Annotated in this window: 11 protein-coding genes; 3 read left to right on the forward strand and 8 right to left on the reverse strand. The window is 44.2% G+C overall.

What is annotated here, in order from left to right; all coding sequences use genetic code 11:
* Positions 1-58: 58 nt before the first annotated feature.
* From IQO02_RS09480 to yccS, 4 genes are all read right to left on the reverse strand, one after another.
* Entirely contained in the window at positions 59-1,318 is a 1,260-nt protein-coding gene (locus tag IQO02_RS09480; protein WP_016769179.1) for a hydroxymethylglutaryl-CoA reductase, read from the reverse strand.
* A gap of 162 nt (positions 1,319-1,480) precedes the next feature.
* Complete coding sequence (locus IQO02_RS09485) at positions 1,481-1,801, reverse strand: hypothetical protein (RefSeq protein WP_010428933.1); 321 nt, start codon at positions 1,799-1,801, stop codon at positions 1,481-1,483.
* 121 nt (positions 1,802-1,922) lie between these two features.
* Entirely contained in the window at positions 1,923-2,108 is a 186-nt protein-coding gene (locus tag IQO02_RS09490; RefSeq protein WP_016795847.1) for a hypothetical protein, read from the reverse strand.
* A 353-nt stretch (positions 2,109-2,461) separates the two neighbouring features.
* A complete protein-coding gene (gene yccS / locus IQO02_RS09495) occupies positions 2,462-4,645 on the reverse strand; it encodes a YccS family putative transporter (protein WP_010428937.1) in 2,184 nt (727 codons plus the stop codon).
* 176 nt (positions 4,646-4,821) lie between these two features.
* Here yccS and helD point away from each other — a divergent pair, with 176 nt between their 5' ends.
* Positions 4,822-6,897, forward strand: coding sequence for a DNA helicase IV (gene helD / locus IQO02_RS09500; RefSeq protein WP_016795846.1), 2,076 nt, complete (start codon positions 4,822-4,824; stop codon positions 6,895-6,897).
* A gap of 88 nt (positions 6,898-6,985) precedes the next feature.
* Positions 6,986-7,336, forward strand: coding sequence for a VOC family protein (locus tag IQO02_RS09505; RefSeq protein WP_010428944.1), 351 nt, complete (start codon positions 6,986-6,988; stop codon positions 7,334-7,336).
* Positions 7,337-7,457: 121 nt separating this feature from the next.
* Here IQO02_RS09505 and IQO02_RS09510 read toward each other — a convergent pair whose 3' ends face one another.
* Both IQO02_RS09510 and torT read right to left on the reverse strand, forming a co-directional pair.
* Positions 7,458-7,913, reverse strand: a complete 456-nt coding sequence (locus IQO02_RS09510; RefSeq protein ID WP_010428948.1) for a methylglyoxal synthase — start codon at positions 7,911-7,913, stop codon at positions 7,458-7,460.
* Between the two features lie 62 nt (positions 7,914-7,975).
* Positions 7,976-9,046: a TMAO reductase system periplasmic protein TorT gene (gene torT, locus IQO02_RS09515; RefSeq protein WP_010428952.1), complete on the reverse strand. Its 1,071-nt coding sequence runs from the start codon at positions 9,044-9,046 to the stop codon at positions 7,976-7,978.
* Positions 9,047-9,138: 92 nt separating this feature from the next.
* Between torT and torS the strand changes: the two genes are divergently transcribed.
* Entirely contained in the window at positions 9,139-12,195 is a 3,057-nt protein-coding gene (gene torS, locus IQO02_RS09520; RefSeq protein WP_010428956.1) for a TMAO reductase system sensor histidine kinase/response regulator TorS, read from the forward strand.
* A 130-nt stretch (positions 12,196-12,325) separates the two neighbouring features.
* Here the strand turns inward: torS and IQO02_RS09525 are convergent, their stop codons facing one another.
* Positions 12,326-13,906, reverse strand: a complete 1,581-nt coding sequence (locus tag IQO02_RS09525; protein ID WP_016769182.1) for a hydantoinase/oxoprolinase N-terminal domain-containing protein — start codon at positions 13,904-13,906, stop codon at positions 12,326-12,328.
* 4 nt (positions 13,907-13,910) lie between these two features.
* A complete protein-coding gene (locus IQO02_RS09530) occupies positions 13,911-15,035 on the reverse strand; it encodes a DUF917 domain-containing protein (protein WP_016785124.1) in 1,125 nt (374 codons plus the stop codon).

A 15,035-nucleotide genomic window follows, 5' to 3' on the forward strand; every position in this document is an offset into this window, starting at 1 on the left:
ATGGCTTGTGATTTTGCTTAATCCACACAATTACACAAGCCAAATTAGATAAAGGTTATTAACGAGCTAATTTATGGTGAGCTCGTGAAAAGTGGCCAGCGCAAAACGCACCGACAATCGATAGCTCACCCGCCAGACACAGTGCAGCACATACCTCAGCGAGGGCTTGTGATTTACCATTGCCGTGAAGACCAAGTAAATCGAGACACGCCTTTTGACTTGGCAGGCCAGTACCGCCGCCCACTGTTCCTAACATTAAATTAGGCAGTGTTACGCTCGCGTACAAACCGCCTTCTTTGTTGATTTCCATACGAGTCATGCCTATTGCTGATTCAGCAACACACGCTGCGTCTTGGCCACAAGCAATGTAGAGAGCAGCTAGTGCATTGGCATAATGGGCATTAATGCCGATAGTGCCGCTCAAAGCACCGCCGACAGTGGTCATCTGGCCAAACTGAACCATCTTCTGTGGCGTGGTATGTAGGTACTTAGCAACCAATTCTGGGGATATATTCACCTCAGCGGTGACTTTTTTGCCACGAACACTTCGTAAGGTTTGTGTATTGGCTTTCTTGTCGCCTGATAAATTGCCATCGAGAAAGGCATGATCAGGCTTAACTGGCGTATTTTCTATGATGTACTCAAATACGGCATTGGTCGCGATAGTCACCATATTTTGACCAGAGGCATCTCCAGTTAGAAATTCAAACACCAAGTAAACATGGTTACCCTCGATGTTGATATTGATGTCGGTAAGTTTGCCGTGTGAGGTTGTCGATTCCGCCAAGGTTTTAAATTGGTCATATTGTGTCACGGCCCAAGCCACAAACTGCCCGGCTTCAACTAACCCTTGGAATGCAAAGCCTGGGGTACGAGTGACGCCTTCGTTTAACAACATTGCACTTGCGCCACCACAAGCGGTAATCAGCTTTGAGCCACGGTTATAAGATGCAACAAGTGCAGCTTCAGTTGTTGCTAGCGGTACCAGGTAGTCACCCTCAGCGAATAAGCCATTGACTCTTAGTGGACCAGATATACCAACAGGGATTTTCACTGTTCCAATAAAGTGCTCGATGTTTTTTTCGTAGGCTTGGAATTGACTTTGCGTATGCGGGTCGAGTAGCTCTTGTTGTGATTCTGAATTATTGAGAGCAGCCCAACGGCGCGTTAGATTCTTTTCTGTCAGGTACGGGCTCGGAGTCAGTTTATTCACTGGCTTTTCAAAATGAGGTTGAAGCTTTTTTTCTAATTCGTCTGCGGAGATGTCGCCCCCTAAAATAGAAACATAGTCACGGCGATGCAGATTTAGTTTTGGCATAAATAGTATGAAGTAAAGTTTGCGCAGCAAAATTGATTTGCGCTGATTCTACCGAGTAATAAGCCAGAAACAAGCATCTGATATAATGAGTTACAGTTTGTGTGGTTGTGATGACAAAAAGGAGCTAATGATGGCTCAAAAAATGGCCTTTGAGACGTTATTCTAAATATGGATGTCGAGAAGACTACCGATGGCTTCATTTTGACGGTCAATCACGCTGGCTCCCACACGGTTGTAATTTGCACTTTGTGTCAGTTTTAAGATTGCATCGTTTGACGAGGTAATGGGATCAGCTTCTTTCTCTTTAAAAGAAATGGATTGGTCAGGTTCTACTTGATTAAAGCTCAAGTCGCTACCTTGGATTTGGTCGTCGGGGTTGGATGTGTGTTGAGAGGCTTGGTTGAGTTCGAGCGCTGCTTCTTCAGCCATATTGGTTGACTGCTGAATGATGGCATAACCAGATTGAATTCCCGATATCGACATAGCAGAACCTTTAATTGACATACGGACTAAGTCTAGGTGGACGATATATTGAGCGCAATGATGATTTGATAAAACTTACTATGAAACGATGAACTTGAGCTAAAATAGTGACGGGTGTCTACTAATTGAACAGGTCATTTATCGCGTTTAGCTCTTCATCAGTCAGAAGAGATGGCTTATCCAGCTCAAGACTTCCGTCGATCTCGCCTTGAAGCGCTTTAAGTTGTTGAGGATTGAGAAGCTGTATTTGCTCCTTAAACGCTTCAAATTGTTGTGTATTCATAGTGTGACCTTTGTTCAAATCCATATGCTCTATAGAGCATAGCCTACTGATTCGGAAAATCAAACAAGATTAAGTGAATATTAAATGAAGTTTGATAGTTCCCAAAACTAAGACGACTATAAATTGCTTTGGTTATTTTTTGTCCGAGAAATGTTAGGCAAAGTTATGGCTTGGTCAATCAATGTCAGAAAATTCCCACAATGTAAAAATCTCCCCAGCCCTTATTGCATAAGGTCGCGTAATAGTTTGTCTTGCCTCCTTATCGGTATGGGTAGAGTGAGTTTTTGCTATTGATAGAACAATGTACAAATAAAAGGGTGGTTAATAATTGCTCGATCTTGGCTATCTTTTTGTTTTTACAGTATTTTGTTTATTTCTCAAGACGCGCCTGTGTCGAGCGACTTATCAATCTTAACTTTTACCGCAAATTTGGTCGCTAAGGTATGGAGTTCTGGAAGCATTCGATAAATCAAATGAAGCTGTTGTAAGACCATTCTGACAGAGCTTTCATCTTCTTCTCGCCATTCACTTAAACGCTGATCAAGCTCAGGGTCGTAAGAATTTTTCACTTCACACTGTTCTTGATGAGAATAGAGCTGATCATTGAGAGCGTTGAGATGCTCATGTATGACACGGTGTGCGTCCAATACCAGTTTGTGTGTGGCTTCGTCATCGATACGAGTCCGATGGGCACCGAGTGCTGAAATATAGCTTAGTAAAGCATGATTGAGCGTAAGGAATCGAAAGCTCTCATCTTCTGAGGTGCGATATTTGCCGGGCTCAACCAACATGCTGCTGATGGCCACTGTTAGGTTCGCATCGTTATTGTGTGCGCTGCGACGTGCAATACGGTAATTTAGCGTGTCTTTTTTACCTACACGGTACTGACCAATGATTTGAGCCAGGTAGTTTTTATTTGAAGCGAGGGCGTCTGCCATGACTTTATGTAATCGCTTTGATTGCCAGTCTGGTAATACGTAGATCACAGCGAGTACGGCGAGAGCACAACCTATAAAGGTGTCAGCTAATCTTGGAAGTACAACGGCGAAGCCTTCTCCAAGTTGATTAAAACAGAATAATACCAATAAGGTAATGAAGCCCGTTGCGAAGCCATAGTTATTAATGCGGAATGCAAAGAACATCACGCCACTAATGACAATGAAAACCAATTGGCTCTCTTGGGAAGGGAAGAAAGTCAGTAACGGAACCCCAATGAGTAAACCTGCTACCGTGCCAATGACACGGGCGGTCAGTTTTTGTCGAGTTGCGCTGTAGTTTGGCTGACAAACGAACAGCGTCGTGAGTAGAATCCAATAACCACGTTCAATATTAAAACCTTGGATGATTCCGTAACCGAGTGTGAGCGTAATAGCCATGCGGATTGCGTGGCGAAATAGCATGGAGTCGGTATGCAGATTGGCTCTGATCTTTTGCCACATTGCTGTCAAAGTATGTGGGTTCGTATCGTCTAACACACCTTCTTCTAGTTTTTCGGCATCTGGATTACTGATATTCGATAGCTGTTTTTCAACGGTAGCTAGGTTGTTGAATAGATAATTCAATTGGTTTAACAGTGGCTTCCATTCTGGCTTGTTCTGTTGCTGTAAATGATTCAGTGAAGACATCAATTCATCAAGTGCCAGTACAGATTTGTCGCCATGTTGATATTCAGCACCAACTTTTAATGACGCCGCAACTTCTTTACAGGCCGCAGCTTGAGCTTCGAGCAGGTATTTGAAGCGAAACAGAACATCAGAACGTTCGAAATGTTTAGCTAGCTCTTGATAGCGATAGTGGCTTGAACTGACACGTTCATGAATATCTTGCGCGATGAAATAGGTGTTTAGGAACCGGTCACTTGGGCCATCAATGTGCCCTCGCTTGGAACGGTTAAGCAACGTTGCTTTGCACATGTTTAGTGCATTAACGGTGCTGGCATTCAACTTAGCTTCAATTATACGGTGTGGCTGTGGGATAAGGTCAGACACAGGATAGAATAGCTCCGCCTTTGATCCCATATAGGTGCCAATTTGATCAAATACGGTAGCAAGGTTCTGTTGCACGGGTTGCATTGGCCATACAATTTGCCAAATCATTGACATGAAGTAGTACCAAGCTGCCCCTGTTAATAGCAGCAAAGGCTGAAACCATAGGTTGGTACTTTCGTGAGCGCCAAGCATGGTGTAGATAGCGACCAACAGCGAGCCAAACGCGATACTGGCGTATTTAGGGCCAATCGCTCCGAGTATGATGAAAGAGAAGGTTGAAACGAAAAGCCCTATCGCGAACAGCCAAGGTGTATCGAAAAGAATCTCAATAGAGAAGGCTGCAACAGCGAAACAGATAAAGGTCAATGTGAGTGCTTTCAATCGACCAGTAAAGCTGTCATCACTTTCCGCTAGAGCAGCAGCAATGACGCCTAAAATAAGTGGGGTGATGAGTGTGTTTTGTCCATAATACCAAGCAGGCACCACAACACCGAGTAGGGTGATGAGAATTAATACGCTGTAATTTATGGTTTTATTCGCCCAATAGAGGCGTAATTTGGCAGAAAAGTCCACAGTCGCTCACTTGACACACTAAAACCATAATCCTAACAGAAATCAAGCACAAGAATTTGATACTTATCCATAATTGTCCCTAGATGGTCATGAAAGCGTCGATAAGATATGAGATATTATTAATTCTGATTGCATCATGATATAAATTCAATATTCCCAATTAAGAGCACGCTCCAATGCAGCTAAGCGCTAACAAGACTGCACAGTTTTTTATTCAAAATGAGTATCATCAGGTCGAACTTGATGGTCCACGCCTACTGTTGTCTTCAGTGGGTAGTGAAGAACGTATCCCGTTTACTATTTGGAGTGGCAAGATCGCGATAAAGCGCGGCTTGTTTTGGGGATCGTTGCAGTTTTTTGCTAACCAACAAGATGGCAAACAGCGCAGCTGGTTAGTGCAAGGGCTACCTTGGGAGCAGTGTCGTCAGTTTGCTCGAGCCTCCGTTGCCGCTTATCAAAAATGGCATGACACTCAATGTGAACAACTCGCGGAACACGTCCCTCAATGGGAAGCTGAATTAACTCGTTTGGAGCAACTTCCTGCTTTCTTGCCGCATTCCAAGGTCAATACTTGGGTTGAAATGGTCAATTCAAGTTTAGAAAATATGACGATGACGCTAGAAGAAGCGGCTCAGCGTATGCCAAACCGATTTGCTCGTATGCAGCCATGGTTGTTAGAAACCGAGATTAAACAAGCTGAACGAAATCAACAGTGGCTAGAAACTGAAAGGAAGAACTGGGAAGTGCTGTTTGCACAATGTGAGTCATCACCGTTGAATTTGTCTCAGCAATACGCGGTTTTGATGAACGACGACCATAACCTCATTCTTGCTGGTGCAGGGTCAGGTAAAACTAGCGTTCTGACGGCTCGTGTTGCTTATTTATTGCAAAGCCATCAGGCTCAAGCTGAAGAGATTCTATTGCTTGCATTTGGTCGAGAAGCGGCTGACGAAATGAAACAGCGTCTCGATAGCAAAATTGGCTTATCAGCTGAAAAAGTTCAAGTCAGCACTTTCCATCAATTAGGTTTGAAGATACTGAATCAAGTAGAAACCGAACGCGTTGTTATTTCTCCTCTCGCGCTAGACAATAATCAACGCCAAGCATGGTGCATTGATTGGTTGAAGAAGCACTGGATGACGCCGACCAACTTCAAGCGTTGGCAAAAACACCTGTCTAAATGGCCAATCGCGTATTTGACCGGAGATGATGAACTTGGTAGTCATGTATCGAACCTTAAGTTAATCGGTTGGCTCGAAAAACAACTTGAGCAGTTAAACGCGTCGGGCTTATCGAAGAAAGAAGTCCAGCAACAGTTAATCGATCATCGGGATTACACGCGCTTAAACAGTGAACTTTCATTGTGCTGGCCGTGTGTCATCGCATGGCAGAAAGCGCTAAAAGAAGAGAATCATATCGACTTCTCGACCATGATTAGTCGTGCGACTCAATACGTGGAGAAGGGCAAGTTTGTCTCGCCTTGGAAGTTCATCATGATCGATGAATACCAAGATATCTCACCTGATCGTCTTGCTCTGGTTGAAGCGCTTTGTAATCAGTCGAAGGCTCAACACCAAGCTTCTATCTTTGCAGTTGGTGATGACTGGCAGTCTATCTACCAGTTTGCAGGTGCAGATGTTGATCTAACTACGGGCTTTAAGGATCGTTTTGAGAGCTCGACTATTCATCATCTAGATACAACTTATCGCTTTAATAATCAGTTAGGTGCGGTTGCCAATCGCTTTGTACAAGAAAACCCGATTCAGTTGCCGAAAGAGCTGAACAGCTTTAAGCAACAAAAGCAGAAGGCGGTCTATAGTGCGCCAAGTAAAGAAGTGGAGAAGATCCTCGATCAATTGAATCGACAATCGAAAGGTAAAACCAAAAAATCTGTCTTGTTGCTTGGTCGTAATCATTACCACAAGCCTGAATTGTTAGAAGATTGGAAAAAAATCTACACTTCGATTGATATCAATTTTATGACCTGCCATGCGAGTAAAGGTAAAGAAGCCGACTTCGTGATTATCCTTTGTGTTGATGAAGGACAGTTCCCGGCTAAAAAGAAGCAGCTACACATTGATGGAGCATTGACTGAATCGTCCGATGTTTTCCCTTACGCTGAAGAGCGTCGCCTGTTTTACGTGGCAATGACGCGAGCTAAAGAGAAAGTTTGGATTACGCACAGCGGTGATGGTTCTGGCTTCGTACAAGAACTTCATGGCTCTGATTATCCAGTGGTTCGAAAAAGGTAATGTGACTTGATGTGATGGTCTAAGATTAGGTCTCCAAGGCTCGCTTTATTATCAATAAGGCAACGGCATAAAGCACAAGGAATCCGCTATGGAACATGGTTCTATTAACTACATCGAATTTGCTGCACGAGACATCACAGCAACAAAGGTATTTTTTAGCCAAGTGTTTGGTTGGAAGTTTGAAGATTACGGTCCTGAATATTCTGCTTTTGAAGGTAAAGGTTTGATGGGAGGGTTCTATTTGGCAGAGTTAGCTTCTGATGCTGAAAGTGGCGCGGCGCTGATGGTTTTTTATAGCCAAGATCTTGAGCAAACCGAGCGTGATGTGATTGATGCTGGTGGGCATATAAACCGAGAGATTTTTAGCTTTCCTGGCGGACGACGTTTCCATTTTAAAGAACCGAGTGGTAATGAGATGGCGGTGTGGAGCGATAACTAGCTTCGTTCCGAAGCATAGAGTTACTTTTACCAAGCGTTACAAATAATTAAGCCTGCGATAAAGCAGGCTTTTTAGTTCTCGCGTATTGCCGCATCTATATCCAATCCAAGAGTGAATACAGTTAAGTGCGCTCAGCTAGATACGCTTCATAATCTGGAATCTCGATGATCACTTCTTGATCCAACAGAGAAGAATTAAACAAGAAGTTTGCAGTTGCGCGGTTAGTGGCAACAGGAATGTTCCAAACACTTGCAATACGAAGCAACGCTTTTACGTCTGGGTCATGAGGTACCGCATTCAATGGATCCCAAAAGAAAATCAGCATATCGATTTTTCCTTCAGAGATAAGTGCGCCTAGTTGTTGGTCTCCGCCCATTGGACCGCTGATCATGCTCTTGATTGCCAAGCCTGTTTCTTTGCTTAGTAGTGAACCCGTTGTGCCTGTCGCATATAGGAAATGGCTCTGTAGCTTTTCTTTATTTTCCTTAACCCATCTTAGTAGCTCTGGCTTAAAATGGTCATGAGCAACTAAAGCAATATGTTTGTGCGTTGGCATTGTACGCGTTGTTTTTTGCATGAATGTTCCCTAAATTATTGTTCGTATTTTTATTGTTATTGACTACTTAACTCAATATAACACTATGGATTCACACTGAATACCGGCCGAAACTCAGAAGGTGACAAAGAGTCGGCAATAATTTGATCTTTTAATGTTGCAGGGGTGAGCGCTTCAATTGTTGGTGCACTGTGCACCTCATAAGGCTGCCCACGCAAGTAGCTGACGGCTTGTTTTACGGATAAACGACCTTGCTCGACCATTTTATCTGTTGGTGCAAAAAGTACCTTATTCCGCAATAAGCCTCGGTAGATTCCGTGACTCAAATAACTTGAAATTAACCCAATTTCTTTGGTTTTGCCTGCCGCTCGGAGTTCACTGATCGCTGCTTCAATTGCGACCGCACTGCCCACAATGTATTTGATATCAGGTTGTTCGATGACTTGTTGGACAAGGTTTCTTTGTAGCTCTTTATCGTTATCTGCCCAGTAGCTGATCGCGATTGTCACATCACTGGATTTAATCGCGTCGTAGAAACCTAATGCTACGGGTTTGGTGCCGCCACTGGATTGTGGTCCAAGTAATAGAGCAATAGGGGTTTTGCCTGAGCCTTTAGGATGTAGTTTTGCTAAGTATTCACCGACTTGAAAGCCCATTTGATACCAATCAACCCCCACAGTTCCTTTCAACACTTTTTGTTGTTCTTCACTCACTGTTAATTCGTTAACCGTAGCAAAAACCGGCGTTGAGCCTACCCAGTCGGTAAGATTATCGTGATAAGCGTCAGGTGAAACCGTGCCTAAAATAATGGCGTCAGCTCCCCATTTTGTGCAAAGCACTAATTGAGAAGCTTGTTTGGCAACGTTGGGGTAACCGCCTGCTTCCAAAACTCTGAATTCTACTTGTTGCTTCTCTGCTTCGGAAACCATGCCGTAATTGACCGATAACCAATATGAATCCTTAAGGTGAGGATAAATAGCACAAATCTTCTCTTTCTGTGATGTAGCGGTTGCCGGTTTTATAGGGCTCAAAGGTTCGCTAGCCTGACTTAGGGGCTTTTCAGAATCACTTAAAGATTCACTCGCATTTGTCGAAGCGCTCGTTATCACAAGCAAAGAGATAAGAAGTTTTGAAGCAAAGGGTTTAGAGAGCATGAATTGCCGTTTTATTGGTATTAGATAAGAAACACTGCAAAATATAGCGTATTCTGCATGGGTAAAGAAGAACGTTTTAAGGTTTAGGTTTTATGTTGTTAGCTTCAGCAAGTATTGGACGCAAGCTGCTGGCCTCATTTTTAGTGATGGCGATGCTCGTTCTTTTGTCTGCATTGATTGGTGTTTCTGGGTTTAGCTTTGTAGCAAAAACAGAGAGAAACGTCGTCGATTCGGCATTACCTGCGATGATTGAAGCTCGTCAGGTTTCTGAATTGAGTAATCGTATTATTTCGTCAGTGCAAACCCTCTCGAATGCTCGAAATGAAGCCGAGAGAAAAGAAGCGGGAACCGTCTTATTCGATCAACTTGAGGCGCTGCTCCAACATATCAAAGAGTTGGGTGTTGATAGCTTTGACTCTGAGCTTCTGAATAAACTCGAAAACAACGTGCAAAGTGTTATCAATACGCTGGCTGAGCTGGGTGTTTCTGTTGAACGTAAGTTATGGCTAACTAAAGAGCTGTCATCTCGTGTCGAAGAGATGCGTTTGCTTGCCGAAGAGCTTGAGCAACTCACTCGAACGCAAGTTCTGAATACTGCCACTATCGCGGTTGCTAATGTCACACATATCTATGACCTGCTAGAGTCACAAGAAACTGATAAAGCCTATCAAGCGCTAGATGCGCTTGTCGAAGTTGATCTCGACCTATCTGAACGTCTGCACGAATTGCATCTCCTCGCATTTAAGATGCTCAACCAAATTGAAGAAACTCAGACGGTAACCAATGTTGAACGTATTCATCAAATCCAAACTGAATTCGAATCTAATCTCAGAATTATGGTTCGCCGTGTAAAAGCGGTAGAAGATCCTACCCGTTCAGCACAGATGTCTCAGCTTCTTGAAGAGTTAAGAAAACGCCAAGTCGTGTTTGATATATCGCTAGAGCAATATGAAAACACCAAGAAGTCAGAGTTTCTGATGCAAAATACGTTGCAGTTGTTTTCTCAATTGAATACCACCGTCAACCAACTTATTGATGACTCAAATTTGAGTACAAAGAAAGCGGTAGATGAACTGACATCTACGCTAAGCTTGGCTCAATGGTCGCTCTCTGTCATCTCGATTATCGGCCTTGTTATTGTTGCCTTTATCGTGTGGCGTGTCGTTTATGTATCAGTGGTGAAACGTCTGACCGAGTATTCTTCAGCGTTAATGTTGATCGCACAGGGGCGACTTAATATTGATATTTCAGTCAAAGGTAATGATGAACTCGCTCACATGGGGGAAGCCATTATTACGGCGAGAAATACAGCGCAAGCGTTGCAAGTGGTGGCAGTGGGCGAAGCGAAAGCAAAACGCGAATTAGAAGAGCATAAGGAACATCTTGAAGAGTTGATCACTGAACGTACTTATCAACTACAACAAACCAACGAAAAACTGAATGTCGAGGTTGGTAATCACGCAAAAGCTCGTAATGCTGCTGAACAAGCGAGCCGCGCGAAATCCGCTTTCTTAGCGACCATGAGTCACGAAATAAGAACACCAATGAACGGGGTTTTAGGTACGGCTAGGCTACTTAAAGACACAGGGTTAGATCCACTACAGTCTGGTTATGCCGATATCATCAACCGCAGTGGTAAGAACTTATTAGCGATTTTGAATGACGTTCTTGATTATTCGAAGATTGAAGCTGGTCACCTAGAAATCCGAGTGGCTTCTTTTGACCTTCACCAGATGGTTCAAGATACATATCAGTTGATGGAAGGGCGCGCTGCAGAGAAGAAGCTAAATTTTGACTTCCATATTGAAAGTGACGTGAAACGCTATTGGCGCGGAGATGCGACTCGTATTAGCCAGATATTGAATAACTTAGTTGGCAATGCGATTAAATTTACCGAAAGCGGTTCGGTCGATATCTTTATTAGCCTAGATGTGGAAGATGAAAATCGGGTGATGTTCGAAGTATCAGATACGGGTGTTGGTATTGATGCAAGTGAACAGACATGTTTGTTTGATGCATTTAGCCAAACGGATAGTGGTCGGAATAAAACAGGTGGTACCGGTTTAGGCTTAGCCATTAGTAAGAGTATTATGCTGGCGATGAACGGCGACATTGGCGTCCATTCAGAAGAAGGCGAAGGTAGCCAATTCTGGTTCTCTGTTCCGCTTGAAATAGGCGAGAAAATAGAGACGAAAACGGCAGTAGTCGAAACCTGTATTCGTGCGAAAGTGCTTTTGATTGAAGATAACCCAGTGAACTGTATTGTTGCCGAAGGTTTCTTACATAACTTGGGCCATGAAGTTGTGATTGCTACAACAGGTCAAGAAGCTCGAGTCCTCTTTACTGAACAAGCGTTTGATATTGCGCTGGTGGATATTAACTTACCAGACTGCGATGGTGTTGAATTGATTCAGCAGTTAAAAAGCAGTTATGACACCCAGCGAGTCCAGACTTTATATGCCAATACTCAACATGTTCCACCAATGGTGGCTGTGTCTGCACACGTATTCAATGAAGAAGTCGAAGGTTATTTATCATCGGGGTTTGATGGGTTTTTACCTAAGCCGTTAGAAAAAGAAGCACTATCACAACTCATTGTGACTCAGCTTGATGGTAAATCCTTGTTGCTTCCGCAGCCAGGCCCAGACGATGCTATATGTAAAGAGGCTGCAAGGCTAAATAAAATTGATAGGCCCAACAAAACGGATAGATTGAGCCGAACCAACGAAGAACATCAAGAGCCCCCTTATATGGCTGGTGTAATAGTTGATTCAATCTCGGAAATGAGCGCTCAGAAGTCAGGCGTAGGAGAAACGACAGTGACACTGATTGATCGAAAAGTAATAGAAGGCGACTTGTCTATTCTTGGTTTGGAGAAAATGAAACAAATTGTTGGGTTATTTGAAGAGAGTAGCCAGCAAACGTTGAATGAATTGGTTCAAGCAAGTGAAGCAGCCAATGGGCGAGAAGTAAAATCTCTGGCTCATAAGTTAAAAGGTTCTGCGGGTAGTTTAGGTTTATCTGCGTTATTGAATTTATGTCAGAGCATTGAAGCAAGCGATGATCCGTTGAAGCAGTACCGAGATTGCAGTGAGTCTCTGATTCAATTGACGAAAGACTCGCTAGCTGAACTACGATTACAACTATAAAGTGGTTGTTGAACTGAAACTCCGAGACTAAAAGTAAAAAAGCAGGCTATTTCTTTATTTGAATATAAAGAAACAGCCTGCTTTTTCCATTGTCGAATAAGACTTTAAATTAGACATTCTAAAAACGGCTCTAAGCCGTCTTGATATGTCCTGCAGCTTTTATTTTGATGTGAACCATATTGCCTTGTAGGTAGCTTAATGGAATCTCGCTGCGTTCAATGATCGCGACATTATCGCTGCAAGCGCCAGCTTCAATCGCCAGTTGCTTTGATTGTTCTTCCAAGCCTTTTAAGGTTTCCTCTCGAGAAGCGGGCTCAATCGGAACGATCTTATCGAACTGACCAGATATTTCACCCAGCGCAACACCAATGGCATTCGCTACTTCAAAGTGCTCTGGGCGAACCACTTGGCTTACACCTTCAAAATGATCTGGGAATAGGGCACTGCCGCCGCCAACCATGATCACGGGTACGCTCGCAGCTGACGTCTTCATTTTATCGATTCCTTCTTCAACATCCGTGACCATTTGTTGGTATACCTGACTGGCTTGTTCGCTCGATATACCAATCTCATCACTCAATTGATGCTCTGCCTGCCACTGCATTTGACCTGTTTTGAGTGCAATATCGGTTAGCGTAAGTTCATCACCGCCAAAGCTACGAGCGGCCTGCGTTAAGGTATGGCCAACACTTTCTGGGCCAAGCTCTATACGCTGTTGTTCAAAGCGAACCTTGGTACCACCACCAATCGCTAATGCCAAAATATCAGGCATACGGAAGTTGGTTCTGACTTCACCAATTTCTACCGCGAGGCTCGATTCTCTTGGGTAGCCGTGAGTAAGCACACCAATATCCGACGTTGTGCCGCCTACATCGACCACAATCGCGTCTTTAAGTTTGGTTAGATGGCTCGCACCACGAATCGAGTTTGTTGGGCCACAAGCCACGGTGAGAATCGGGTACATCAACGCGAACTGTTGCGACATTAATGTTCCATCGTTCTGACCGAAATAAGGCGTGGTGTGGATTTCATGATTGATGAGTGCACTGCAAAAACCGTCAACGAATCGTTTTGCTGTGCCTTGCAGAGCCGCGTTGAGGATAGTCGCGTTCTCACGTTCTAGAAGCCCTAAGCTGCCTACTTTATGGGAAAGCGATAGGTTCACGCCCGGAAGTTCTTGCTGAATCCACTCTGCTGCTCGAAGCTCTTGGTCGCCGTTGACGGGAGAGAACACCCCGCAGATAGCAATGGAATCCACATGGCCTTTCATTTTCTGACAAAGCTCGCGGATCTCAGACTCTTGAATGTTAGCGATCAACTGGCCGTCGTATTCATAGCCGCCGTGCGCTTGATAGAAGTGTTCACCAAGCAAGTTTTGCCACGCTTTGCTCCAACCACAAAGGGGCGGGACGCTATCACCACTTGGAAGCGCTAAGCGAATCATGCCGACTCTGTCTAAACCTTTTCGTTCAACAATTGCGTTGGTGCATTGAGTCGTCCCAAGCATCGCATGTTTCACTTGCTGACCGTCAATGTTTGCTTGGTTTAATAGTGCAGTTATCGCGTTATCAATACCGGTTGAAATGTCGTGTGTGGTTGCCGTTTTCACCTTAGCAATCACATTTAGGTCTGCGTCGAGCAACACACCATCGGTATTAGTGCCACCAACGTCAATGCCAAGGCGGCAGTAATCAAGCGTAATGTTTGTCATGTTACTACCTCTTCAATGCAGACTTTAGTTGTTCAATGGTTTGATACTCGACGGTGTAGCCAAAGTAACCCGGGCCCGCAACTTCAATACCTTTGTCAGTGCGCCATTTGGAGTCGCAAGGATAGGCGATAAGGTCGATGCGCTGTCCGTAACGAAGTTGTTCGGTCGTGATTGGTTTACCGGTTTCATGATCCAAGATCGAAATCAGATCCGGTGTCGAAGCCAAAAGATTATCTTGATTCATGTCTGCGCGGCTTGTGCCTTTGTGCACGAGAAGCAATTCGTTTTGGAACTGCACAAACACGTTATCGATGCCGGTATCTTCAAACTGAGCCAGCTTTTCAATCACGACACCGCCTGTTGCAAATCCACCATCGGTTTCACGTTGAATATCAACAATCTTGCCACTGATGATGGTATGGCCACCAACAATGTTTAGTACGGCCTGTGTGCCACTCTGATTGTTGTCGTTCGCCAATCTAATCGCTTCACCAATCTTCATTGCTTGGGTCAGTGTTGCAGGCAGTGCGCTGCGTTTTAGGTTCTTACCGTTCATTGGGTAATCGCACATTGCTGCAGAGCCACCCATCTGTTCGGTAATTGGTCTCGCAAACTTTTCAGACCAAATACCGTCAATTGGGTAAAGTGTGACGACATTACCACGCTCATCAGCCAATGTGTTCGGAGCAGAAGGGAGGCCATCAAGAAAGAAAGTCACCATCTGAGCTTCTGGGAACGCACGGCCCATTGCATCACAGTCAATTACAGGGATGTTCTTTTGTGCTGCAACAAGGATTGGAATCAGCGAATTAAAACCGCCCACTTCGATAGGAAAAGTTGCCGCTACTTCAGTGTCGAGCGCTTTTTCCATCGCTTCGAAAGCAATCAACATTTGATCTTTCGAATTGAGTTTTTCTACTGCGACGGTTGGTGCACCAATCATTGAAGAGGGCACTGTCATCCAATCGTCTTGCACGTCTTCTAAAGAAATTATGCGTACAGGGTGCTTTGCCGTTGCAATGGCTACTTTCGCCATCAATGCACCGCTGTATGGGTCACCACCGCCGCCAGTACCTAATACCGTCGCACCAAGCGCGATATCATCAATCATTTGTTCAGTAATAATCAC

It is taken from the genome of Vibrio sp. OPT24 (assembly GCF_015163545.1).
Classification (GTDB): domain Bacteria; phylum Pseudomonadota; class Gammaproteobacteria; order Enterobacterales; family Vibrionaceae; genus Vibrio; species Vibrio cyclitrophicus.